Below are 24,451 nucleotides of genomic sequence, written 5' to 3'. Positions count from 1 at the left end.
ACTATGTTAAAAAATGCCTCCAAATAGATTTAGAGGCATTTTTTCTGTTGTAATTGTTAAAATCTACTACATTGTTAAAATAATATTATCATAGTTGAGTAAAGGGTTATGTAATCTACTTTCATCCGCATCCCATATAGATTGACCTATTATACAACCAGCAGCAATTATATGGTATTTTTCATTTATTTTAAATAATTTAGAGTCCTTTTTGAAAAAATCAGGAAACTTTACTGGAAAATTATCTACTATTTTATGTATTTCCATATATTTAAAATCTATCGGAAGATTTATATAATCCACACCCCAAAATTCAATATCTAATGTAACATTAGGGTTATATTTTTCATCATAAAACACATCGGAATATTGTTTTTCTGATCTAATTAACAAAGAACTATGACTAACAGAATATTCCCAAAGTCTAAATGATCTACGATTTTGATATTTCATATAGGTGTTTTAAAAAGGTCTAGGTATACCAGTTATTTCTCCAAATCGATAAAAAGTTGTTCTACTAAGTATTTCGGAATTGTTTAAAACTGTATGTAATTCCCAGTTTGTTATGTTTCTATAACCAATAGGTCCGCCAGGTTTGAATTTAGAGAATTGTAACATTGACATACCATCTAGATTAAAGTGTATATTGTTTGCCGGATTGTGAAGAGCAGCACTAATCTTATCAACTTGAAACCCTGTACTAAAGTCTCTATAAGTAAGGAACCCTTTACTCTCTGCAAAACTAAACAAATTTTTTCCTAATCCGAAAGCAATGTTATTTGAGGGAACAGTGTTAGCTGCTTGAACTGTAGTATTTGCACCTAGTATAGATTTATATATAGAATAGGCGCTAGTTCCTAGTTTTGAAAGATTTACAGAAGTACCCGCTCCAGGACCAGCGACAGCGGCGAAAGGCATTGTTAATGATCCACCAACACCGTAAGCTGTTGTGTTCATCCAAAAGTTAGCCGTACCATTTTCATCAAAGGTAGTCCAACCTCCTGAGAAATTTTCATTAAACCCTGTTGCATCTATCGTATTTAGATCGTTCTTTAAAGCGACTGGAACGTACGAATTTCCCCATCGCTGAGTATACTGAGAAAACACCTGGTCATAGTCTCCATAAAAATCAAAATCCTCTTTATACGTTGTAAGATCACCATAATAATCTGATGCCATTCCATACTGAACGTTTCTCTTACTATTTATAATAAGCCACCCCAAGTCCTCTACCTGATCATCTGGAACATTAAAATAATCACCACAACACCTTTCACTATCAGCCCCTCTTGGGTCTGCATAAAAGATGGGGTTACCATCAAAGGCATTGTATGGCGACATAGTATAATGGGTAACAGGATCAACACCCGTCCATCTTGCAATAAGCGGATCATATTGACGAAAATCCATTTCGTAAAGATTCAATCCCAGATTTTCGTTTAATTCTGTACCATTAAACCTATAATTTAAAGCAGGGTTCGTACTCGTGATTAAGTTATTATATCCTTTGTGTTTGGTGCCGTATGGGTAGTAATTATTTTCCTCAAGAATTTCGTTTGCATAATCACCATCACCATCAATATCAACATTGTTTCTTAAAAGATCAATTTTACCATCCCTGTCTTTATCAGAATATGAAATTCTTAAATTACCAAGATGATCTTTTAATTGGTATATATAATCAAATCTAATATCTCCATTTGGAAGAAATGTAGGTTCAATATATCCTTCAGGATGCTTAAGAAATTTTAATTGATCTGAAGATCCAGTCTTTTCATAAATATAGTTGCCTGCATAGTCAGTGTAAGTGGTAATATCCATATATGGTGGCGAGTCTGTTTCATGGATTGTAAACTCTTTTCTGATCTTTTCACCTATGGCGGAATATGTATAAACTATCTCTCCTTCTTCTGTTTCTATAACCATTGGAAGGTTTAGATGATTGTATGTAATATTTACGATTCCTTTGTTTTTGTCCAAGGTTAAATTACCATTGTCGTCATAAGAATAATCATTGCCAATCTTATTTCCATCAACAAAGTTTTCTAAACCTATGGTTCCTGATCTCTCGTCTGTGACAGATTGTAATTGATTACCACTGTATTTATATAAAAGCACATCTATGCTGGTAATATAATTCGTGTTCGTCGGATTTAGCCCGTTTCTATATAGTTTCTCTATATTTCCATTGCGATCATATTTAGAGTACGTATAATATTTGTTATTGAAACTACCGTTTTCTGCATAGAATGCTCTTTCTAATCTATTTAGAGCATCATATCGATAGGTGTACTCTCTTTGAACATTTGATTCGTTGTTTGTTTTCCAATATACATGACTAATATTACCATTATATAATGGTGTATTGTAAAGTGTAGAGGAAGTAGGCCCTTGAGGATTTTCATAATTGAGACCAAGTGTAAAAAGATCATTTCCTATATCGTTCGGATTATTAATACCTTTTAGCCAACCTCTTACATTAAAACTATAGTCAATTTTTTGTAATGGATTTGTTGCCGAATTCCCAACATCTTTACCTATTAATTGCCCAAGATCATTGTATCTATTATTTACAATCATCTCTTCAGAACCGTTATTTATTTTTTGTTTTAGTGTTAATAATCTGCCTTGATCATCATAACTAAAAGTATCTAAAGTTATTATGGTAACACCATCCTTTATATGTTGAGATTGAGATTTTAAGACCTTACCTGTAAAATCCAATTTATTGAGAACCCAATCTTCTGTGCCTAGATAATCATTTTTAGAATATGTTTCCCAAGGCCTTCCTTTATCATCATAATAAATAGCATTTGTAATCCATTTATTAGTGTTTAATACTTTTACCTGAGAAACTGTTGGTAGATCATTAACCTGTGACGAGGCTGTCATACCTTCCCATGTACCGGATACGTTTGCCGGGTTGAAAGATATTATATTTCCTACCTCGTAGTCTTCATAATAATTAATGGTGAGAACTTCTAGATTTTCAATTGGAAAAACACGATTAGAGTAATACAGGGACTTTAGATCTATTTGCTGTGGGGATTGTGTTCTGCGTTCGTAAAGATAAGAAGAGCTATCTACCTCATTTTGTTTTTCCTTTCTTGTTCCCAATGAATTGTATATACCGGTATAAGAAACCCTCCCAAAAGTATCATATTTTGTAAACAACCATTGGTTTAGGGATCGTTGATTTGCATCTTGTGTGAGAACAGGTCTATCTAATTTATCATACACAATATACTCCCAGCCTTTACCAGGAGTCTTTTTTTCTATTAATCTATTTCTGTAATCATACTTGTATTGATATGCTAGTTTATCTAAACTTTCTTGACTAATAATAGAAAGACTTGATAAATAGTCAGATAAGTCAAAATCTAATTGAGCCTCAATTTCTTCAAAAGGCTCATCATTTAAAGGTTCAATATACAATGCGTTACTATCTGTATATAATTCGGCAAGAACATCACCAGAATCTGGATGATAAATAAAACCTAAATCTATATCAGGAAGAGGAGGATCAAAATCTAACTTTGTGACTAATCCAGCTTTTATTGTAACTGGTTGATTAAGATATGCCATAATTTCAACAGAAAGTGTTGGCGCATTTGACACATATGTATTAATGTTTATTTCAGTTTCTCCTTCGTAATTTCCATAAAATAGAGAATTTATATTCTCATAATAATAATTTTGATTCATCCAGGTTTGCTGGCCTAAAGGTTCATATGTGTTTAGTTTAGGGGGAATAACAAAAATAAGGTTGCCAATATTATTGTAAACGTAGTAAGTGTCAAGCCATTTTCCGTAATAAAATTTCCTTTGTAGAATTAGTTTCCCATCGTGATCTTTAAACTCTTCGGTAGTATTGTCTTTTGGATATCTTTGATCAGGTTTCCAATTTTCATTTTTAATAACTGTTTTATATAAAGTGTTTTCGGCGTGTAATCCTTTATCTAGTAATTTTGGTTGCCCTTCACTATTTAAAGTTGCAGAAAAATGTCTTACATAATCCCCGGTATGATTGAATTTGTACTCAGATTTAACAGTGTGGTCGGTATCTGTTTCTGGATTAACCTTCCAAATATCTCCAGGAGATCCTCTATCAAGAACTCTGTTAAGTGGAGAAGATTCTGTAATGACTTCAGAATATGGATTGGTAGTATTTTCATATACAGGTATATTGTAATAATTTAATGTGTTGGCTTGACTATTACTATCAAACTGACCATTTGTGTTTACATTTGTATAAGGCAAATAGGACTTGGTCTTTTCTCCATTACCATCATATTCAAAATGTCTTATGATGTCTTTTCCATTAGGAGATGCATTAATAATAGAAGCTTGTTTTGTTCTACCTATACCATCGGCATAGGTGATTTGTTCAATAACATCATTTGGTTGAGACATAGTCAAATGATTAATTTTTGATGGCTTTTGATATATTCTTTGGTAGCTGTAATTTTGATTATCATTGTTAAAATCATATGTAATTACAGGACAACCGTTATCTCTGGTACCAGCTTCTGTGGGACAATCATCAAAGTAACAGTTTGTTACATAACCCGTTGGCTCATAACACGATTCAATTATGGTGTCAGGATCACCAAAACCATCATTATCTTGATCAGCATACCAGGTAATTGGGATTAAGTTAACCATAGGATTACCGTCATTACAATCATTCGGGTTTAACACATATCCTGATTGGCGCTCACAAGATTCAATATAATCGTTTGGATCCCCATAATCATCACCATCTAGGTCTCTATACCATCTTACTTCGGAAGTAGTAACTTCTGCGTGGAAATCATTACAATCTTCATTGTTATTTACATTTACACCTGCAGAATGAGGAGAAACGTAAACTGGAGGACAACCCGTTAGATGTACTTGAGAGCGAAAATAATCTGTGCTACCAAAACCATCTCCATCCCAGTCAGCATAATAAATCTCTGTGCCGGATGGAGTATTAGCATCGGTATCATCACAATCAAAACCAAAGTTATTAGTTACCCATTTAACTCCTCCATATTCATAACTTCTTTTATAGTTCTTTTTTTCATGAATGGTTCCGTAGACATCCGATACGTTTACAAACTGATCGTTGCTGACTATGCCTGTTTCATAACGAGTATTGATAAGGCCAAAGGAAGTGTAAGTACGGTATAGATAAATATAATTTTCCTTATTACCATATCCATCATTATCTTTATCCTCATAATACTTATCAAAATAGTAAGTAATAGTAGCAGTACCAGGAACAGTCCATTGTCGTGTAATTTTCCAACTACCACTGCCAGCTTTTTTCCATTTAAAATAATCTCGTCTGTTTTCTTGAATACCTAACTGATTTAAATACCAAGAAGCATCGCCACTTTCCATATCATATATAGCCTCAACTACATCAAAGAATTCAGCACGTTCTTTAGGGTTTCCGGTATAATGTCCTTGGGATAATGCATTTACCCCCCATAGGAGTAATATCCCAACTATAATTTTTTTTAGCATTTTGTTTTTTTTAGTTGGTTGTATTTACTTTTGCAAGATTGTTTCTGTTTTCTATAAGAACGTTGCGATCTTTATCTAAAAGGAATGTGGCCCTTCCGAAAATGTCGTATTCGATTCTTTCCCCATCATACCTGTTGTTTAAATTAGAAGTTTGCCCAATTAAAGGTTTTAGTGTGAGGGTTTGTATAGAAGAGTTAACAGGCTGAACTCTTATTTCATCAATATATAATGCTTCTTGAGGCTTTGTTATTAAGATATTCCCTCCTGGATGGACGTAGCTATTAAAGCTCCATTTGTCATCTATATAAGTCCAATAAGAAACTTTATAATTCGCATCAAAATCTCCTAAGGAAATATTAGTGCCATCAAAAACATAATCACCAGAAAAAGCATCATCAAAATAAACGACATTGGTTTCTGAGGGGTTTTCAAAACTTTTCTTAACGAAAAAGTTAGTAGATTCTCCTTCAAAAACAAGATTGGTATTTAAAATGGCATCTATATATAATCCATTATATTCTTCTCCTCTTTGATAAATTTGTTGTAGTCCACTTCTGGAGTTCTTTTTTGATAGCAGTTTTCCATTGTCGTCATAAAGAAATTCAACAAAATCTTGAGCCAATGAAATAAGATTTCCATCTATATCGTAAGATGATGATATAAAGTTTTGTTCACTATAAGGCAAATCGGTTTGTTGATTATTCAATACTTTACCAATTCTATATGGTTTACCATCTAGTAAATATTCCATGTTAGTAGATGATCTTAAAATCCAACTGTAATTATTATATAACCAATCATTAGTTTCAATTTTTGGGTTCTTTCTCACCACTAGAAACTGTTTATCGACAGAGATATTAGGATACTCGGATAAATATTTATATTCAACCTTGTTTTTTACTTCTCCGTTAAAGTAATGTGTTAGTGCTTTAATTTTCCCATAATCAACAGGTTGGTTATTCGAATTGTTTTCATTTAAATAGGCAATAGAAGTTTTGTTTGTTGAAATAGAATTATTATTAAAATATTCTTTTATTTCGGTGTTTCTCAATACACTTTCAATTTTATAGACAGGAGCTTCTTCAAGGTTATACCTGAAAACGGCATCGTCATCAATATCTACGTAATGAAAATTGTCAAATTGAAATAGGGAAATTTGGTCTGTTAGAATTGTTTCATATTCATATGTGACTTCTTTTTTCTTATTATTATCCTTATCTAGATATTCTGTTTTTTGAAGACGTTTCCCAATATTTGAAAACTCTAATGAAGGTTTATAATATCTAATCATGGAACCTTTTTCATATTGATTATTCAACACATTTTTTCTTCTGGTTGTTATTTTGCTGTAGAACATTCCTTTTTCAAGTTGATCTAAATTTTGCAATTGAAAGTTAAGAATATAATCTTCAGCTAAAGAAGTATTAGATTTAAGGCCATAAGGAATATTTGATACTGTGTAGGCTGTTAAATATGGGTAATTCTGTTCGTCCATTGCAGGGTCTCTTTTCGTAAAATAAGTCTGCCAAGGATTCATCTGAAGATTATGTTCATAATAACCTTCTTTATAGGTGTCATTTGGGATTTCTCCCGAAGCTATTGGAGTTTCATCGTAGACAGGTAAGCCAAATCCTATTGGCTCTTCATAGACAAAGTCTGTAACTCCTAATAGATCACCAGTTTTATCATAAGTACTTATTTCTTTGATGATTAATCCACCATAGTACATAGTGTTGTAGGAGTTCTCTTGATAGGTGTATTCTTTTTTTCCACCAGAAGGAGTTGTTATGGTTTTTAACATGCCTTTAATCATTCGGTTTTCATTCGGAAGTTTTTCGGCAATTGCGGGATTAATGTAAATTGGGGTTATATTAATTTCAGAATTGTTAGTGGCTTCGTTCGGATAACCAAAAACATCTTGAGCCATACTTACTGCGTTTACTATTCCTGTTGGGTTATAATAGTAATCAAACTTTCGGTATACCTCGAAATTTTTATGGTTTTTAGCGTATTTTAATATAGACTTAATTTTTAACTGTCCTTCATACAAATTTTGATCTTGAGTTTGTTCGGTATAATTAAATTTATAACCAGAGATATAATTTCCCCTATGATCAAAAATTTTTATTTCATCAATCAGATTTATTTTTTGATACATGTATTCATTCAGGTTAATTCCTTGAATTGGAGATTGAATAATATCGTGAAAAGAATTGTTGTAGTATTTTTCTAGGAATGAAAACTCAATAGTTTCGTAAGGGGTGATTATTTTTTTTATATCCTTTCCTGAAACATCTTGAACAGATATTTGGGATTCGTATCTTGAAGTAACTATTGGATCATTAGTAGTTGGATATGTTCTAGGGTCTTCGTTGGTTTGTACTCGTGTTGCTTTTCCGTGGAGAACATATTTATTTAATGGGGTTTCTAAATATTCATAATTAATGAAATCGGTATTGAAATCAGTTTCAATTCTATGGATATAATAATTTTGGATTCCAAATGAATCTATATAGGTTGCTCTTTTTCGTTCCAGATCCCAAGCAGATCTTCGTTTAATTCCCTTTCTAAATAAGTAGTTAATTCCTTTATTGTCATTAATGGAGATATCAAAATCGTCTGTAGATGTATAACCTCCTTGCTCGTACTGACCAAAACCAACCTGTTTTAATTTTTCAAAATTAGTTGAAATATTAATGTTGCTATTACTCTGGTTTAGAATAAAGGGTTCTTGATAACCATTAACTAGAGTACGATTGTATAAATACTCAAGATTAAATCCATTATTAATTCTTACCGAAAAAATATCTGGAGTAGCATCAATAGATTCATAAAGAACTTTGCCAATATGACTAGGATATAGATTTGGAACCAACTCGTCATAACGATCGTGGAAAAACCAGCCATTTGGAGATTCGTCTGGGATATGATTAACAGTCTTTTGTACTTCTCCTCCAAAATTAAGTTTCCATCCGTAACCAACGTTTGAGGGAACATCCGACACCAACATTCCTTTGCTATTATAGGATAAGGTAATTGGGATAGAAACACCTTCAATATTAACTCTATGCAGCGGTATTGAAATGCTTTCATTAGCCCCTAATTCTAGACCATAGGATACGCCACGGTCAACATCGGGATTTTCATTTTGTTGGGCAAAATTAATACTCCAGCAGAATAGAGAAACTAATAGTAAATGTTTAACTGATTTGTTTTTCATAAATAAGAATTAATTGGTTATCTAAAAGTTATAAATTTCAAGATGTATATTATTAAGTGTCATAATATGCCAAGTTGTTACCTCGAATTTTATGTTTTTTTAGTTTCTAATTGATTGTCTATTGATATTGCGATCAATTCCAAGGCAAAAATAAATAGAGTAAATAGAGAAAACTATTAGGATAAGGCTTTATTCCCATAGTTGCAGTAGTTTTGAAGTTTCGAAACCGTAGGACCGGTTAATATTTCTTGTATTGAGGGTAATGTACGTATTGCATTCCGTTATGCAGGATCTGATCCAGGACCAACTACACGATATCACATAGATAATATAGAGATTTCAGGAAATTAAGAGTTACTGACATATTAAAGAGTAAAACTCCCTGAATAATTTTCTTCAGGGAGTTTTTTTATGAATAGCTTCTGTTAGTTACTGAAATTCACAGTATATGCTGAGCTTCTTTTTGATTTTACTCTAAAACGGAATTGGTAGTTGGTATTTGCTGTAAGAGAATAGCTATTACCATTTGCTAGAAACCTCCATTCAGAAACATGAATTGCCCATCCGCTTGTACTGTATGCTTTACGCTTTAATCCAAAATACACTCTTCTTAAAGAAGAATGTCTATCTATAGTAGCAATCGTTTGACCAATTCCACTATAATGTGTCCAGTATGACCAGCTTTTTGCAATATTTTCTGGGTGATAAAAACTTACACTATAGTTTACATTAGGATTGGTTTTAGTTACTGATACCATTTTAAAAGCGATACCCGCTCCAGCATCGTCTTTTGCGTCAAAATCAGTCATTTCTTCTTTTTGTTCTAAAGAAACATCACTATCATCTTTAATGTTTTGACGAATTAAGCCTTCACTTAAGGTTTCACCTTTAAGAGTTTCTACTAGTTTAAAATGTTCGCTTGTATAGCTAGCTACTGCAGCTTCAGAGTTAGAATAAACACGCATAATAGCTTCACTTCCTCCATCAGAAGTTATCTTAACATCTTTATGAAAATCATATAAATTTTTTTCTAAATCTACTGATTCTATAACAGCTTCTTCTGCGATCTCATTAGATTCATCCTTATCACAGGATGCAAAGAATAATAAACTGAGAATTGGTAATACATAAAATGACTTTTTCATTTGTTTGGTTTTTAAGAATAATTAAATTGATATGTTTAGTTTTTGGATATTAATGTATCCTGATTTTCACTGTGTAGTATAGTTAGATTATACACGAAGAAACTATTTTTGGCGCCAGTTTTGTTTCTAATCCAATAGATGGTTGATCTTTATAATCAGTCTTATCATACGAGTGAAGTTAGAACTATAAGAGCATCCTTATAAATTCTGAATCAAAAGTAGGATAGGGCTTACAATTTACAAAAGAGGAAAATTTTTTTGCGGAAATTTCCGCAAAACAAAAGTCTGAAAAACAGAAGGTTAACGTTTTATTAAGGGTTTATTGTCAAGGTAAAACGGGTTATAACCCCCATGTTTCTGTAGTGGAATCCCTATATAAGAAAAAGGGATTTAGTGGGGCTTTTTCTATGGTAAGCACGTATTTACTTTAAAAGTGAAGTGTCTAATTATGTTTTAGATAAACATATAGCGGAAAGTGGTCATTATATCCTCCTTTATATTTTCTTCAGGTCTAAGTGCTAAACGAGTTTCTTTAGACACTAACTTAGGTTGGCATACTAAAAAAACATCTTATATAAGCAAAAAGAGACCGCCAATTAAGACAGTCTCTTTTTATCTAATTTATCCTGGAATAACAAAATTCACATTCACTACTTTTAGTCTAGAGTAGCTAGTAAATGTATTTTTATTATATATTTCGTAACGAACTCTCCATCTAGTTGTACTAGCGTTGTATTTCGCAGGAAATTTTACGGTTACTGAATTCGAAGTAATATCAAAACTTGCTTCATGTTGCCAAGCAGTGCCAGCTATGAATGGATTGTCAACTTCAAAATGGATTCGATACCCTCTCAATGAAGCTGGTATAGCATTCAACTGTGCCTGAGTTGGGTGATACGTATATTTCACATTTGTTAGTGGTGCTGTATTGATAGATCCATACAATCCAGGAGGAATCGCCCAAACAAGATTTTTACCTTCGGTGATTTCTATTATTTCGATTTGGCTTTCATCTAATTCTTGATAATCACCAAGAATTTCATCAGATTCATCGTTATTACAAGACGCGAATAGTAAGAGTCCAATAATCGGTAATACATAAAATAATCTTTTCATTTTAATTTAGTTTTAAGAATAATTCATCCTATTCATTTTTATACAGACCATAGGTAATAATCTGTTTTTTTAGATACCTATATGCGCATGTAATCAAGTAGCATAGAAACCTATATTGTTGGCGCCGTTTTGTTTCTAGCCAAATAGATGACTGATTTTTTACGTGCATTGTGAGGTTCTAAATTTTTACAGTACAAAACTAAATTGTGAAAGAAAAAGCAATGTCCGAAAAGTTTGAATTTCAATATTTCTGGACAATATTTGGGTGATTTACCTTTATTTGTTGAGTTAAATACCTGTGTTTAGAATAGGAAATAGTTATTATAGAGTTCCTACAATAGGGTTCGGTTGAGTTTTTGTATGGACTGCATTCTTTTTTTGGCAAGATGTATGAAGGTTTTGCCAAAGACACTTCAGTTTCCGCGTGACATAGAAGATGTATTTTTTCTTAATGTAACGATATTCTCCCTCTTAGGGAACAAAATATCTAAGCTTTTTGCACATTACGTTTTAGTAGTACATACACAGGAAAGTGGTCACTATATCCCCCTTTATATTTTCTTCCTGCATAGGTTCTAAAAGGAGTTCCTTTGTATCTGCCTTTGTAGATTTTTAAAAAACTATCATCAAAAATACTTGCCTCAGAAAAACTATGAGCTCCTTTTTCGTATTTATGAAAGTTATTGCTAAAAATTATCTGATCAAATAAATTCCATTGACTTTTATAGGTAAGTGTTCCCTGATAGCGTGTATGTAATCTTTCCATTGGATTATAAAAATCATGTAATATCAGGTGTTGTTTTACACTCTCGCTATTTGGATCATCATTAAAATCACCCATAACAATGATTTTTGCATTAGGATCTTTTTCGGTAATCCGGTTTATGATTTCTCGATTTTTGTCAGCTGCAGCGACACGTTTGTACGATGTTAGTGCTGCACCATCTCTACGAGAAGGCCAATGGTTTACTAATATGTGGATTTCCTCTGTATGCAGGTTTCCGGTCACCCACAAAATATCACGAGTAAAGTCTCTTTCACCGTATTCATTATGAACCAAAACCTGGACACTTTCAGAGCTTGTTACTACAAAACTATCTTTTTGATATAACAGGCCAACATCTATTCCACGTTCATCAGGAGATTCGTGGTGTACGACTCCATAGTTTTTATTTATTAAATGTTTGGTACGCACCAAATCTTCTAAAACTGCTTTATTTTCTACTTCAGCAACGCCTAAAATCACAGGAGCCTTTCCTGTTTTAGCAAAACCTATATTAGAAATTGCCGTTCCTAATTTGAATATCTTTTTTGCATATCGTTTTTTATTCCATCGCTTTTCTGAATCTGGTAAAAAATCATTATCCAATGTGTTGGGATCGTCCGTGGTGTCAAATAGATTTTCTAGGTTGTAAAAAGCAATCGTATGTAGATTAGTATGTTTCTTTTTAAAATAAAACTTTGACGACATCCAATAAAAATTTAGTGTAAATAGCTAATGTACAAATTCAAATGCATACAATATTGTACCTTTGTAGACTAATAAGTGAAACAATATTTTGAGAAGCCTAATTGGGTCATTAAAATGTATTTTTAAGTTTATTTCGCTTTGTGGAGGAGGTTAATTTTTGTTAAAATTATTTTGATAGAAATAGTGTAGTTTTATAATTCAAGTTTGAAGAAGGAATAGCATATGTTAGAAAAGGAAGAAACAATATACGAAAAAGCAATTTTAATAGGGATTATTACCAAAAATCAGGATGAAGATAAATTGACTGAGTTTTTGGACGAACTAGAATTTCTTACCTATACCGCAGGAGGTGAAGTAGTGAAGCGTTTTAGTCAGAAGATGGAGGTCCCTAATTCTAAAACGTTTATAGGATCTGGTAAGATGGAAGAGGTCTTGGCATATGTAGAACAACACGACATAGGAACGGTTGTTTTTGATGATGAACTTACACCAGCTCAGCAACGTAATATCGAACGAATCTTAAAGGCAAAAATTGTTGATAGAACGAATTTAATTCTCGATATTTTTGCACAGCGGGCTCAGACCAGTTATGCAAGAACACAGGTAGAATTGGCTCAATATCAATATTTATTGCCACGATTAACAGGATTATGGACGCATTTAGAGCGCCAGCGAGGTGGTATAGGTATGCGTGGTCCTGGTGAAACAGAGATAGAAACTGACCGTCGTATCGTTAGAGATCGCATTTCTTTGTTGAAGAAAAAACTACTTACTATTGATAAACAAATGGCAACACAGCGAGGTAATCGAGGAAAACTGGTACGAGTTGCGTTGGTTGGATACACGAATGTAGGTAAATCTACATTGATGAATGTCATTGCTAAAAGTGATGTCTTTGCAGAGAATAAACTTTTTGCAACCTTAGATACTACTGTGAGAAAAGTTGTCATCGGCAATCTCCCTTTTTTGTTAAGTGATACTGTTGGATTTATAAGAAAATTACCTACGCAGTTGGTAGAAAGTTTTAAAAGTACGCTGGATGAGGTACGAGAAGCGGACTTATTACTTCACGTAGTAGACATTTCTCACCCCCAGTTTGAAGATCATATTGATTCTGTAAGCAAAATTCTTAATGAAATAGACAGTGCAGATAAACCTACTATTATGGTTTTTAATAAAATTGATGCATATGCGCACGAAACCATTGATGAAGATGATCTAACTACCGAAAAAACAAAGGCACATTATACACTTGATGAGTGGAAAAAAACCTGGATGAGCAAAATAGGGAATAATGCGTTGTTTATATCTGCGATTAATAAAGAAAATATGGATACGTTTAGAAAAAGAGTATATCAGGAAGTAAGAGATATCCATGTTACCCGGTTTCCGTATAATAACTTTTTATATCCTGAATTTATAGAAGAATAACGTAAGTTATGCGTTCTAGGTTTCCTTCATAAACTTTTGTTAAACAGGTTGGAAAATTAACCTCCCACAAAAATTTTTTCTCTTATTAATATTCTTAAAAAAGATTACTTATTCCCTGTTAAATCTTAAATAAGAATAAAAAAAAGTAGTGTATTGAGGGTAATATATGGTATTTCTATGACACTATTAAATACCAACGAGGGAAAATCACATTTTTATGTCACCGTTTTTTGTACCATCACCTCAGGATAATTGCGCTGCTGCGACAACAAAGTTTTTAAAGCTATTAAAAGTTAAGGTTTCTAATAATACCGTAAAACGTGTGATATTGGAACACCCTAATCATCCATCTTTATTATCTATATCAGATGCTTTGGAGCGTTGGCATATGAATGTCTTAGCAGCTACAATTACGTATGACCAATTGATAAAAGCCAAAACAGCTTGCATAGCCCAAATAAAAAAGGATAACGAAGATTATTTTATAACTATTAAAAGTTGTAGTCCAACTGAAATACAGTATTATAATGAGCTACAAGAGTTTGTAAAACAATCTAAAGATGATTTTATAAAAATCTGGACAGGAGTTACCCTATTTGCTGAAACTACAGAGGCTTCAGGAGAGGAAACATATCAACAAAAAGCAAGAATTAGAAATAGCAACATAGTACTAGCGATACTATCCAGTATAGCAATTCTTGTATGGATTGTTACATCAATTATAACCATACCGGATATCCAACATAGTATTACAGCTTTTTCGTTTGTAGTAATAAGTATGCTCGGCCTTTTTGTTAGCATATTTTTACTTTGGTATGAAGTAGATGCGTACAATCCAATACTACAACAATTATGTACGACAGGAAAGAAAGTAAATTGTGGCGCTGTATTAAATGCTAAGGAGTCAAAAGTACTATTTGGTCTTTTTAATTGGAGTGAAATAGGTTTTGCTTATTTTGTTACGTCTCTTTTTTTATCACTTATTTTGGGTAAAGAGGGAGACACTATAATTTTTTTAGGGAACCTTAGCCTACTATCGATTCCAATAATTTTAGCTTCGTTTTATTATCAAGTTGTAAAGATTAAACAATTTTGTTTGATGTGCCTTATTGTGCAAATACTTTTAATTACTAATGTTAGTATTACATTGGTAACAGGGTATCATGGTTATGGTATTTCAGTAGAACCCTTAGCTGTGTTTATAGGCTTTTTTTGCATTTCCTTATGGTTCTGGAGGATGGCACGCCCTATACTTCTCAATGCTAAGCAAAAAATAAATACACAAAGAAATTTTAATAAACTAAAAAACAATCCTAATGTATTCTTAGGACTATTACAGGGGTCAAAAAAAATGACTTACAATTCTGGAGGTCTTGGTATAACTGTGGGAGATGATAAGGCTCCTTACAAAGTGACCAAGGTTTGTAACCCTTATTGTCCGCCTTGTGCGGCAGCACATCCGATTTTAGAAGGGTTGGTACATAGAGGTTTGGTACAGTTACAGGTAATTTTTACATCTAGTCCTGATATCGATAATAAAAGAGCATTGCCTACCAGGCATTTAATGGCACTAGCAGCAAAAAATGATAAAATCTTAATCCATAAAGCATTGGATGATTGGTACCTGGCAAAAGAAAAAAATTATAAATCATATGCACAGCAGTATCCATTAAATGGAGGGATTGCAGCGCAAACTGATGCGATCAAAGCCATGCGCGATTGGTGCGATCAAGAACATGTTACACATACCCCAACCATTTACATCAATAATCATATATTACCAAAAGAGTATACAGTAGATGATTTAATTGATGTATTGGTGTAACAAGTAAATTAATGTTTAACTTTAAATTTTTTAACAATGAATGTAAATTTTTTTAATGCCCTAAAAGAAGGGAATGTGGAATTGACAAAAGATCAATTAAAACAGATTCACGGAGGTGATGGAATTGTTCCGGTTGCTGGAGTAGCTATTACTTGTGGTGATGGTAATGTCTATACTTGTACCGGTACTGACTGTACAGGGACAGATAATGTAGGTTGTTCTTGTGATAATGGAACTGACAGTGTTTCTTGTAAAGATCATCAAAATTAAAATACAGGAATTGTTTTCTGTTTAAACTAAACCTTTACAACGCTACTATGTTATAAAGGTTTAGTAAATTTTTAAGCCTCTAAAAATTAGTTTATGAATTTAAAATTATGTTTTTGTATTTCTTTTATTCTGATTATGTTGTTATCCTGCAATAAAGAAAGCAAAGTAGATTTAAGGCAGATAGAAGTTGATTTGGTTAAACAATCAAGCCAAGGGCCTTTTCCAACTATGACATCGGGGTTCGAAATGGTGGATACGATTCCTTCTAATATGAAAGGTATTCCAAAGTTAGACAGTTTATCTATTCAAAGCATAAGGAGAACAAGTGAAAAAAAGTTGAAAAAATTGTTGAATGATGGTAAAATCGATACTTTAACTTTTAAAGAGATTAATATAGAGTGGTATGCATTGTCGGCGATCAAAGAAGATAAGCAGATTATAATATTGGATGAAAACAGGAATCTTGATTTTAGTGATGACAAGAAGTATATTATAAATAAAAAAATAAGGGAGACTCTAAGTAAAGATGAAAAGCTCAAGGATTCCTTTCCTTTAATTATCTTGCCTTATAAACGATATCTAAATGGAAAAATTTTGGATGCAGATCTTAGAACAAAAATTTTACCACACAAAAATTTTTTTTATCTAAGTAAAACTAATCCAAGTACAAAGGAATTGACTTACCTTGATTTATTATTAGTGTCTAATAGGAGGGAACATTGGTTGGGCAACTTTCAGTTAGATAATATAAAATACAAAACAGCCATTTCTGACCATTGGAATGATTTTCAGGTTGTCTTTAGAGAACAAGGCAAACCGTTTTACTCCCGTAGAAATCAAGATGAGCAGTATGAAGAGTTTAAAGAAGGAGATACAGTACAATTAGGCACACATTTTATTAAAATAGACAGTGTAGGAGCAGACTTAGAGAAGCTATATTTACAAAAATTAAACATTACTTCTTTACCACATGGGTATAAAGAAGGTCATACGTTACGAGACTATGCATTTACAGATATAGAGGGTAATACCAAACGCATTTCTCATTTATTAAGGAATAAAGATCTTTTACTGATAGATTTTTGGGGCACTTGGTGCGCTCCTTGTTTAAAATTAACCCCTGATTTAAAACAACTTCATAAAGACTATCCAGATGTGGCGATTCTGGGTGTAGATTTTGATTTTGAAAAAGAGCCTGGTGTGGAATACATCAAAGAAAAAGAGCTGGATTGGACCCATATGTACGTAGAGCGTGTAAGAAATGATAGTTTATTGCATAGCAAGATTGTAAGCAAACTAAGAGTAGATAACTACCCTACCTTTATGCTGATTGATAAAGATCTAAAGATTGTATATCGTGGTATTGGTAAAAAAGGATTAACAAGGGTAAAAGAGTTTATAGATACTATCAATGCGTTGAAAGCGCAAAAAAGAAAAAAGCTCAATCCATAATATGAAATTGTGATGCTTACGCAGATTGGTAAGTGTAGCAATTGAGGAGGGGGAGTTTTATCCTAAAACTCATAATTAAGTCCTAATCCAAGAACTTCTCGGATCTGAAAACCACTGGTGGCATTATCATCATAAATTGCTTGAAAGACAAAATTTCCAGAGATGTACTTGTTTACAATTAGATTTAAGTTTAGGGTATAATCAATATCTACATTATAAGGGTCTTCGATATAGTTAGAGTAGAGGTTAAGGATGTTTTCCATCGTAATGTTTTTAATAATCTCAAACTTTGCATAGGCTGCTATAGATCCACCAAATTCGAATCGAGAACTTTCACCGGCATCCAGACCAAAATAATCCCCGTCTACATACTCCGGACCAGATGTAAATTTATCATTTACAAAAATCATTCGGGAGGTAACAGGCGCGATATTGACATTAAAGTCATCACTTTTTTTCCAAAGTAATCCGGGTCCTATTTGTATAAAAGCCGGAGAGAAGAAACGAGTTTCTTCGGTACGGATCGTTTCTTCAGTGTCCGGATCATTACTAAAACGGTACCCCTTAGCAAACTGAGACCGAAAATTTATAAATAAAGAATAATTCCATCGGCTTTCTCTGATCCTTTGTCCCAATCTTGAGTTAATTTCTATTCTATCATTGGTTTTTCGAGCAAAATCTTCTCCTTTCAAAAATGTGACCCCATAATCTGCTAAAACCCTGTTATCCCAAGTAAGACTATTCTTTTTATAATTGAATTCATAATTTAGTGATGTATTACTGGCAACATTAGAAGTACCACCACCTTGCCAGTCATTATTAAAAGCAGATTGATTGAAGTAAAACGCAAATTTTCCAACAGACCTCCATCCAACATGTGGTTTTTTTACTGGTTTTGGATTTAGTTTTTTTAATAAACCTTTTAAAACAATTACATTTAATTCTTTAGGAGTAAATTGTAGTAAACTATCTAAAGATCTTGTTAGACGAACTTGTATAGAATCTAATTGTTTTACTTTTTTCTTTTCCTGACCGATAATCTCGGACATAGAAATGAGTAAAAAAAGAAATAAAACAATCTTTCGCATGGGGTATAGTATTGATTTGGGCACAAATATACTTTATGAATATATTTTATTCAAAATGATTCGAACTTGAACTAAAAATTATGTCGTAGTGAGTAATTTTGGTACTAAAAGAACTTTTGTTTGTTTAAAATAGTATATCAAAAGATGAAATAATACCAAAAATAAGATGGATATAGCATTGGTCAAAGCAAAATATGAGGATATAGCATTTTTAGTAAAACTAAGAAAACTAACAATGGTTGAACATCTTGAAAAAGCAGGATTGCATTTTTCTGATGACCAACACATGTCTAGAGTAAAGATTCATTTTGATAATTCATATATAATACAACACAAAAAAAAGCAAGTAGGGGTATTGAAATATATCGAAACCAGTGGTGTAATTGACATACTTCAACTTCAGATATTACCGAAGTATCAGGGAAAAGGAATGGGTAAACATGTCCTTAATCACATGATAAAATTATCTGAAGATTTCAATAAAAAACTGACACTCAAAGTACTAAAAGAAAATCCCGCCAGATATTTATATAAAAGAAATGGTTTTACAGTTGTTGATGAGGATGAGCACGAGTTTTATATGGAATTTGAAAAATGATAGAATAAAAAAGATCAGCCGGAATTTATCCGGCTGATCTTTTTTATAAAAATAGTTTCTCTTTAGAATGAATAGCTCAATCCAAGATTCCAGAAACACTGTAGTTCATTGTCCGTATTTTCTAACGTTGGTGTTACCGTTGGAGGAGGAACTGCAATAGCAGCTTGGCCTAAAGCATAGTTAAATGCTTCTTGCTTATTACTTCTAAGACCAAAATCAAATCCTACACCAATAGCTTTCCATAAGGTATAAGAAAAAGAATTGGTCCAAGTCCAGTTAGAGTAATCTGCATCTTCATAACTATAGAAAGCAGATAAGTTTGTTTTGAAATTGATAGCTCCAATTTTACGGGTATAATCTGCCACAATTTTTGCACCTAAAGAGGATTCATATTCTGCAGCACCTTTACTAAATACAAAATTATAGTTAAGGGGGTGCACAACAACAATAAGATTTTTGATAGGGGTCCAGGTAACACCTACACCCAGATCTAAGTATCCTGGATCATTGAAATTGTTTAATATCGTTGTTCTATATTCCCCTAAGGTAGAAACGGCTAATGTTTTTGTTAGTTTATAACCAAATAAGGAAGAAACATTAAAGACATCTGTAGCCTCTCTAAAACCGTCATCATCTGTTGGATCATCTCTATCATCTAATTTTACCCAAGCAAGATTGATGTTTGCACTGTTTCTCCAGAAATATTTGTCTTGTAGCAGGTTGGCATACCCATTAATAGTAATACCAATGGTTCCGGCATCATTATTAGGGATGCCTTGGGCAAACCAATTGTTGAATCCAGAGATGCTTCCTCCAATGGTACCAAAAGCACCGATTTTCCATCCTGGTAACGCATCTATTTGAGATTGAATAGCATTAGCTCTTCCTTGTATTGCTGCAATAGAGTCTTTTTTTTCAGATAGTTTTGCTTTTAATTCTTCTTCAGTTTGTGCAATACTAAATTGAAAGCAAGCTAATAGAAGAGCACATGTGAATACGATTTTTTTCATAATTAGTAGTTTAAGTAGTTTTTTGTTTTGTACAACTACATTTACAAAAACAAGTTCATGATTTATGTAAAATTTTGCGTTGGCAAATATACTTGAAGTAACGTTTTTCAGCGTAAAACGATGTAATTGCAAAGAAGATTTTCGATAAAAAACAGCTTTAAGGGATGAAATGAGCTATTTTCGTTTAAATAGAGGTACTGAAGAGCAGGCTTCTCCATACATGATACTTTTAGCAACAGGTTGTAATTTTTGAATCAGTTCAATATATGCATTTTCAGGAACCGGTTTTTTAGTACAACCTTTGATGATTAAAAGCTTATCCTGATATTCAGAAACATCTAATTTGTTGATAATCTTTGTGTATAGGATGGTTTCTAACTCTTTTAAAGAACCAACAACTACTTTCTTGGCAAAAGGTATTAACGTACTGGTCAGTAATAAATATGCCCATCCCGGAATGATGGCATCGGTCGAGCAATGTAATGCAACATATTTATCTTGATATTGACTCCAATTGTGGTTAGATACACTTTTTCTAAAATCTTTTTCGCGCAGCATGAAACCCTCATAAAGCCAGTCTTTTATATCAAATAGCACACGCTCTCCTACAGGATAATGATCTTCTAGATCGAATGTGATCAGCTTTGTGTTATTTGTGACTCTATTGATAATTTCTTCTTCCATGGATGAGATAAAATTTAATTAAATTTCTGTGTTTTTCTGGCTCCGATCCGGGATACAGCACCACCATTTATAGCATGCCTAATTCCAGTTTAGCTTCTTCGCTCATAAGATCCTGTGTCCAGGTAGGTTCAAAGGTTAGTTCGAGTTCTACATCGTTTACTTCATCCAAGGATTTCACTTTTTCTTTCACTTCTTCAGGTAATGATTCTGCAACCGGACAATTAGGCGAGGTAAGGGTCATCAGGATTTTTACATCATAATCCTCATTAACAAATACATCATATATTAATCCTAGTTCGTAAATATCAACCGGAATTTCGGGGTCATAAATTGTTTTAAGTACTCTTACGATTTTTTCACCAAGTTCTGTAGTGTCTATATCAATCTCGTTCATAGTATATTTTTGGTTATCTATCAATTCTAAAAAAATGAAAGATAAATTAATTTAGTTGTGTTTGGTATGCGATTGCATACATTTTTAATTGTTTGATCATACTCACCAATCCATTAGCTCTGGTTGGAGATAAATGTTCTTTTAAACCTATTTCATCAATAAAACCAGTATTAGCCTCCATAATATCTTTTGGGTGTTGACCAGAAAAGACTCTGATAAGAATTGCGATAATACCTTTGGTAATAATAGCATCACTATCTGCAGTAAATTCAATCTTATCATCTTTCATCTCTGCATGTACCCATACTTTACTCTGACAGCCTTTGATGATGTTTTCATCAATTTTGTATTTCTCCTCAATTAACGGAAGTGATTTTCCAAGATCTATCATATACTCATAGCGCTGCATCCAGTCTTCAAACATGCTAAACTCATCAACAATCTCTTCCTGAATTTCTTGTATCGACATATACTAATAATTTTTGACAAAAGTACGACATGAATCTTTGCTATTCAATACTTTCTGTCAATGATAAGATAGTATTAACTAATGACTTGGAGTTTTAACTCAACATCATTTTTGCCTTTTTCACTGCTTCTACTAAAATATCAATCTCTTCTTTCGTATTGTAAAAAGAAAAAGAGGCACGAATCGTTCCTGGTATTTTATAAAAATCCATGATTGGTTGTGCACAATGATGGCCTGTGCGAACTGCTACTCCCAATTTATCTACGATAGAACCAACATCATATGGATGAATATCGGCGATGTTAAAGGATATCACAGACGTTTTATTTTTAGAAGTTCCATAGATTCTTAAACCTTCTATTTCTAAAAGCTTTTTAGTTCCATAGTCCAACAATTCATTTTCATATTCGGCGATGTTATCAAAGCCAATACTATTCATATAGTCCAGAGCAACTCCAAAGGCGATACCACCACAAATATTAGGTGTTCCGGCTTCAAATTTATGAGGAAGGCCTGCATAAGTAGTTTTTTCGAAAGTTACCTGATCAATCATTTCTCCGCCACCTTGATAGGGAGGTAGTTTGTTTAACCATTCCTCTTTTCCATACAATAAACCTACACCTGTAGGTCCACAAAGTTTATGCGCAGAAGCAACATAAAAATCCACATCGAGATCCTGTACATCGGGCTTGATGTGGGGACACGATTGTGCACCATCAATGAGCACAGCAGCTCCTACCTTATGTGCTTTTTGTATTATTTCGTCGATAGGATTAATAGTCCCTAAAGCATTAGAGATATGATTGGTAAAAACCAGTTTTGTTTTGTTAGAAAGTAATTGATCATAGACATCCATTAAGAGTTCTCCTTCTTCATTCATTGGAATGACTTTAAGAATAGCTTCTGTTCTTTCACAGAGCATTTGCCAGGGAACAATGTTAGAGTGATGTTCTAAAGCAGAAACGATGATTTCATCTCCTTTGGCAAGTAAATTAGTAAAACCAGTTGCTACAATATTGATGCTGTGTGTTGTTCCGGAGGTTAATATGATTTCATGCGTGTGTTTGGCATGAAAATGTTGTTGTACTTTTTTACGGGCAATTTCATACGCATCTGTAGCTTCTTGTGATAATGTATGTACACCACGGTGGATATTAGCGTTATAATTGCTATAATAATCTACGATCGCATCAATAACTACCTGAGGCGTTTGGGAGGTGGCTGCATTATCAAAATATACTAAAGGTTTTCCGTTTACTTCTCTCTTCAAAATTGGAAAATCTTCTCGTATCTTTTGTACATCTATCATATCAATTTCTTTCTGCAAAAATAGGAACAATTTCTAAGCGATATTGGTTATTTTTAAAAAGGATTTAACAGTTTGTGTTATGAGGCGATTAAAAAAGATTTTAGGATATGGATTTATAGGAATAGTTGGACTTGTTCTGATTACTGCTTTTTGGAATTATCCAAAACTGACAATACTCTCTGGGTATTCGGCCAAGAATATGGCTTCATCTGTTTTTATAGGAAAGCGTAGTGTAGAATTTACGGACAGATATGATAATAATTTTGCTCCGGTTCATTTGGCGGACGATGAGGTAAACATGAGCGAAAAATCAGTAGTGACTTCAGTTTTCGGATTGAATGAAAGAAAAGCGATCTATAGAGAAGGGCTGGGTAGTGTATTGATCAATGATGAGTTTGATCAAGAAGCAACGTACCTGAAACCAAACAGGAAAAAAATCAAATCAAAACTACCTTTTCCTTATGGAGATTTACCTCAAAAAGACACCGTGTTTACTACTATTGATTATGATCAAATAAATAATACGGTTACTGCTGTTTTTGACAAAGAAGGAGAAAACATTAAAAAAACAAGAGCAGTGCTAGTGATTCATAAGGATAAAATTATCGCAGAAAAATACTCAGAAGGTTTGGATGAAAACTCAGTTTTATTAGGATGGTCCATGACTAAAAGTATTTTGGCAACAAACTATGGAGTATTACAAAAACAAGGTAAGATCAATATTAATGATAAAGCACCAATTAAGGAATGGCAAAGTGATGAAAGAAAGGAAATAACTATTCACAATTTATTACAGATGAATTGTGGCTTGGCCTGGGATGAGGATTATGGATCTATTTCGGATGCTACAAAGATGCTTTACATAGATGAAGATATGACCAAGCCCCAGATTGATAAAGAAGCCATTCATAAACCAAATGAATATTGGTATTATTCTTCAGGTGTTTCTAATTTGCTATCTGGAATTTTAAGACAGCAATTTGAGAGCTATCAGGAGTATCTTGATTTTCCGTATCGTGAGTTTATTGACAAAATAGGGATGCATTCTATGCTGATCGAGACGGACATGGCCGGTAATTATGTAGGGTCTTCTTATGCCTGGGCAACAACAAGGGATTGGGCTAAGTTCGGATTGTTATATTTACATCAAGGCGCTTGGAATGGAGAACAGATTTTTCAAGAAGAATGGGTAGATTATGTTACGACCCCAAGTCCAACCTCGGAAGGGGACTATGGAGGTCACTTTTGGCTTAATGCAGGAGGGTTTTATCCAGATGCTCCCAGAGATATGTATTCTGCCAATGGTTTTCAGGGACAACGGGTATTTATAATTCCTTCTAAAGATCTGGTGATTGTACGTTTTGGACTAATCGGAGATGCTGGTGTGGATTTTAATGCTTTTCTCAGAGATATTACTGAAGCTATAGAATAAATTAACAGTCCTATCAGGTTTTC

The 24,451-nt window shown here is 33.1% G+C and carries 18 protein-coding genes; 6 read left to right on the top strand and 12 right to left on the bottom strand.

The features are described 5' to 3' along the window. Positions 1 to 66: 66 nt before the first annotated feature. The 6 genes from ACWGOQ_RS06650 to ACWGOQ_RS06625 all read right to left on the bottom strand — a co-directional run bounded on the left by ACWGOQ_RS06650 (position 67) and on the right by ACWGOQ_RS06625 (position 12,466). Positions 67 to 453, bottom strand: a complete 387-nt coding sequence (locus tag ACWGOQ_RS06650; RefSeq protein ID WP_452055910.1) for a hypothetical protein — start codon at positions 451 to 453, stop codon at positions 67 to 69. Between the two features lie 9 nt (positions 454 to 462). Continuing rightward, entirely contained in the window at positions 463 to 5,514 is a 5,052-nt protein-coding gene (locus tag ACWGOQ_RS06645) for a DUF6443 domain-containing protein (RefSeq protein WP_452055911.1), read from the bottom strand. 10 nt (positions 5,515 to 5,524) lie between these two features. After that, positions 5,525 to 8,734, bottom strand: coding sequence for a hypothetical protein (locus tag ACWGOQ_RS06640; RefSeq protein ID WP_452055912.1), 3,210 nt, complete (start codon positions 8,732 to 8,734; stop codon positions 5,525 to 5,527). A 425-nt stretch (positions 8,735 to 9,159) separates the two neighbouring features. Further along, positions 9,160 to 9,879 carry a hypothetical protein gene (locus ACWGOQ_RS06635; protein WP_452055913.1) on the bottom strand — a complete coding sequence of 240 codons (720 nt, stop codon included), beginning with the start codon at positions 9,877 to 9,879 and terminating at the stop codon, positions 9,160 to 9,162. A 621-nt stretch (positions 9,880 to 10,500) separates the two neighbouring features. Then, positions 10,501 to 10,995 carry a hypothetical protein gene (locus tag ACWGOQ_RS06630; RefSeq protein WP_452055914.1) on the bottom strand — a complete coding sequence of 165 codons (495 nt, stop codon included), beginning with the start codon at positions 10,993 to 10,995 and terminating at the stop codon, positions 10,501 to 10,503. 487 nt (positions 10,996 to 11,482) lie between these two features. Further along, positions 11,483 to 12,466 (bottom strand): endonuclease/exonuclease/phosphatase family protein, encoded by a 984-nt coding sequence (locus tag ACWGOQ_RS06625; RefSeq protein WP_452055915.1) that lies wholly within the window; start codon positions 12,464 to 12,466, stop codon positions 11,483 to 11,485. Between the two features lie 222 nt (positions 12,467 to 12,688). Here ACWGOQ_RS06625 and hflX point away from each other — a divergent pair, with 222 nt between their 5' ends. The 4 genes from hflX to ACWGOQ_RS06605 all read left to right on the top strand — a co-directional run bounded on the left by hflX (position 12,689) and on the right by ACWGOQ_RS06605 (position 17,444). Next, a complete protein-coding gene (gene hflX, locus ACWGOQ_RS06620; RefSeq protein ID WP_452055916.1) occupies positions 12,689 to 13,897 on the top strand; it encodes a GTPase HflX in 1,209 nt (402 codons plus the stop codon). Positions 13,898 to 14,114: 217 nt separating this feature from the next. Continuing rightward, positions 14,115 to 15,722 carry a vitamin K epoxide reductase family protein gene (locus ACWGOQ_RS06615; RefSeq protein ID WP_452055917.1) on the top strand — a complete coding sequence of 536 codons (1,608 nt, stop codon included), beginning with the start codon at positions 14,115 to 14,117 and terminating at the stop codon, positions 15,720 to 15,722. 36 nt (positions 15,723 to 15,758) lie between these two features. After that, positions 15,759 to 15,992: a hypothetical protein gene (locus tag ACWGOQ_RS06610; RefSeq protein WP_452055918.1), complete on the top strand. Its 234-nt coding sequence runs from the start codon at positions 15,759 to 15,761 to the stop codon at positions 15,990 to 15,992. Positions 15,993 to 16,085: 93 nt separating this feature from the next. Further along, positions 16,086 to 17,444: a TlpA family protein disulfide reductase gene (locus tag ACWGOQ_RS06605; RefSeq protein WP_452055919.1), complete on the top strand. Its 1,359-nt coding sequence runs from the start codon at positions 16,086 to 16,088 to the stop codon at positions 17,442 to 17,444. 62 nt (positions 17,445 to 17,506) lie between these two features. Here ACWGOQ_RS06605 and ACWGOQ_RS06600 read toward each other — a convergent pair whose 3' ends face one another. Next, on the bottom strand, positions 17,507 to 18,532 hold the full coding sequence (locus tag ACWGOQ_RS06600) for a DUF3078 domain-containing protein (RefSeq protein ID WP_452055920.1): 1,026 nt from the start codon (positions 18,530 to 18,532) through the stop codon (positions 17,507 to 17,509). A gap of 166 nt (positions 18,533 to 18,698) precedes the next feature. Here ACWGOQ_RS06600 and ACWGOQ_RS06595 point away from each other — a divergent pair, with 166 nt between their 5' ends. Then, complete coding sequence (locus tag ACWGOQ_RS06595; protein ID WP_452055921.1) at positions 18,699 to 19,130, top strand: GNAT family N-acetyltransferase; 432 nt, start codon at positions 18,699 to 18,701, stop codon at positions 19,128 to 19,130. A 62-nt stretch (positions 19,131 to 19,192) separates the two neighbouring features. Here the strand turns inward: ACWGOQ_RS06595 and ACWGOQ_RS06590 are convergent, their stop codons facing one another. The 5 genes from ACWGOQ_RS06590 to ACWGOQ_RS06570 form a co-directional block, all read right to left on the bottom strand. Then, complete coding sequence (locus tag ACWGOQ_RS06590; RefSeq protein WP_452055922.1) at positions 19,193 to 20,140, bottom strand: DUF3078 domain-containing protein; 948 nt, start codon at positions 20,138 to 20,140, stop codon at positions 19,193 to 19,195. A gap of 174 nt (positions 20,141 to 20,314) precedes the next feature. Then, a complete protein-coding gene (locus tag ACWGOQ_RS06585; protein ID WP_452055923.1) occupies positions 20,315 to 20,824 on the bottom strand; it encodes a DUF2480 family protein in 510 nt (169 codons plus the stop codon). Between the two features lie 67 nt (positions 20,825 to 20,891). Continuing rightward, a complete protein-coding gene (locus ACWGOQ_RS06580) occupies positions 20,892 to 21,218 on the bottom strand; it encodes a DUF59 domain-containing protein (RefSeq protein ID WP_452055924.1) in 327 nt (108 codons plus the stop codon). Positions 21,219 to 21,264: 46 nt separating this feature from the next. After that, positions 21,265 to 21,687: a SufE family protein gene (locus ACWGOQ_RS06575; RefSeq protein WP_452055925.1), complete on the bottom strand. Its 423-nt coding sequence runs from the start codon at positions 21,685 to 21,687 to the stop codon at positions 21,265 to 21,267. A gap of 94 nt (positions 21,688 to 21,781) precedes the next feature. Beyond that, positions 21,782 to 22,996 carry an aminotransferase class V-fold PLP-dependent enzyme gene (locus tag ACWGOQ_RS06570; RefSeq protein WP_452055926.1) on the bottom strand — a complete coding sequence of 405 codons (1,215 nt, stop codon included), beginning with the start codon at positions 22,994 to 22,996 and terminating at the stop codon, positions 21,782 to 21,784. Positions 22,997 to 23,075: 79 nt separating this feature from the next. Between ACWGOQ_RS06570 and ACWGOQ_RS06565 the strand changes: the two genes are divergently transcribed. Next, positions 23,076 to 24,428 (top strand): serine hydrolase domain-containing protein, encoded by a 1,353-nt coding sequence (locus ACWGOQ_RS06565; protein WP_452055927.1) that lies wholly within the window; start codon positions 23,076 to 23,078, stop codon positions 24,426 to 24,428. Positions 24,429 to 24,451 lie beyond the last annotated feature (23 nt).

The organism is Aquimarina ulvae, from assembly GCF_053613295.3.
Note: the sequence above shows the minus strand (reverse complement) of the source record. Positions and strands in the feature narration are given on the sequence as shown.

What these genes read in the sequence shown, in the direction of transcription:
- ACWGOQ_RS06640 (WP_452055912.1), bottom strand. Translation starts at nt 8,734, where the DNA reads ATGAAAAACAAATCAGTTAAACATTTACTATTAGTTTCTCTATTCTGC.
- ACWGOQ_RS06610 (WP_452055918.1), top strand. Translation starts at nt 15,759, where the DNA reads ATGAATGTAAATTTTTTTAATGCCCTAAAAGAAGGGAATGTGGAATTG.
- ACWGOQ_RS06590 (WP_452055922.1), bottom strand. Translation starts at nt 20,140, where the DNA reads ATGAAAAAAATCGTATTCACATGTGCTCTTCTATTAGCTTGCTTTCAA.
- ACWGOQ_RS06575 (WP_452055925.1), bottom strand. Translation starts at nt 21,687, where the DNA reads ATGTCGATACAAGAAATTCAGGAAGAGATTGTTGATGAGTTTAGCATG.
- ACWGOQ_RS06600 (WP_452055920.1), bottom strand. Translation starts at nt 18,532, where the DNA reads ATGCGAAAGATTGTTTTATTTCTTTTTTTACTCATTTCTATGTCCGAG.
- ACWGOQ_RS06630 (WP_452055914.1), bottom strand. Translation starts at nt 10,995, where the DNA reads ATGAAAAGATTATTTTATGTATTACCGATTATTGGACTCTTACTATTC.
- ACWGOQ_RS06595 (WP_452055921.1), top strand. Translation starts at nt 18,699, where the DNA reads ATGGATATAGCATTGGTCAAAGCAAAATATGAGGATATAGCATTTTTA.
- hflX (WP_452055916.1), top strand. Translation starts at nt 12,689, where the DNA reads ATGTTAGAAAAGGAAGAAACAATATACGAAAAAGCAATTTTAATAGGG.
- ACWGOQ_RS06645 (WP_452055911.1), bottom strand. Translation starts at nt 5,514, where the DNA reads ATGCTAAAAAAAATTATAGTTGGGATATTACTCCTATGGGGGGTAAAT.
- ACWGOQ_RS06585 (WP_452055923.1), bottom strand. Translation starts at nt 20,824, where the DNA reads ATGGAAGAAGAAATTATCAATAGAGTCACAAATAACACAAAGCTGATC.
- ACWGOQ_RS06580 (WP_452055924.1), bottom strand. Translation starts at nt 21,218, where the DNA reads ATGAACGAGATTGATATAGACACTACAGAACTTGGTGAAAAAATCGTA.
- ACWGOQ_RS06605 (WP_452055919.1), top strand. Translation starts at nt 16,086, where the DNA reads ATGAATTTAAAATTATGTTTTTGTATTTCTTTTATTCTGATTATGTTG.
- ACWGOQ_RS06570 (WP_452055926.1), bottom strand. Translation starts at nt 22,996, where the DNA reads ATGATAGATGTACAAAAGATACGAGAAGATTTTCCAATTTTGAAGAGA.
- ACWGOQ_RS06565 (WP_452055927.1), top strand. Translation starts at nt 23,076, where the DNA reads ATGAGGCGATTAAAAAAGATTTTAGGATATGGATTTATAGGAATAGTT.
- ACWGOQ_RS06650 (WP_452055910.1), bottom strand. Translation starts at nt 453, where the DNA reads ATGAAATATCAAAATCGTAGATCATTTAGACTTTGGGAATATTCTGTT.
- ACWGOQ_RS06615 (WP_452055917.1), top strand. Translation starts at nt 14,115, where the DNA reads ATGTCACCGTTTTTTGTACCATCACCTCAGGATAATTGCGCTGCTGCG.
- ACWGOQ_RS06635 (WP_452055913.1), bottom strand. Translation starts at nt 9,879, where the DNA reads ATGAAAAAGTCATTTTATGTATTACCAATTCTCAGTTTATTATTCTTT.
- ACWGOQ_RS06625 (WP_452055915.1), bottom strand. Translation starts at nt 12,466, where the DNA reads ATGTCGTCAAAGTTTTATTTTAAAAAGAAACATACTAATCTACATACG.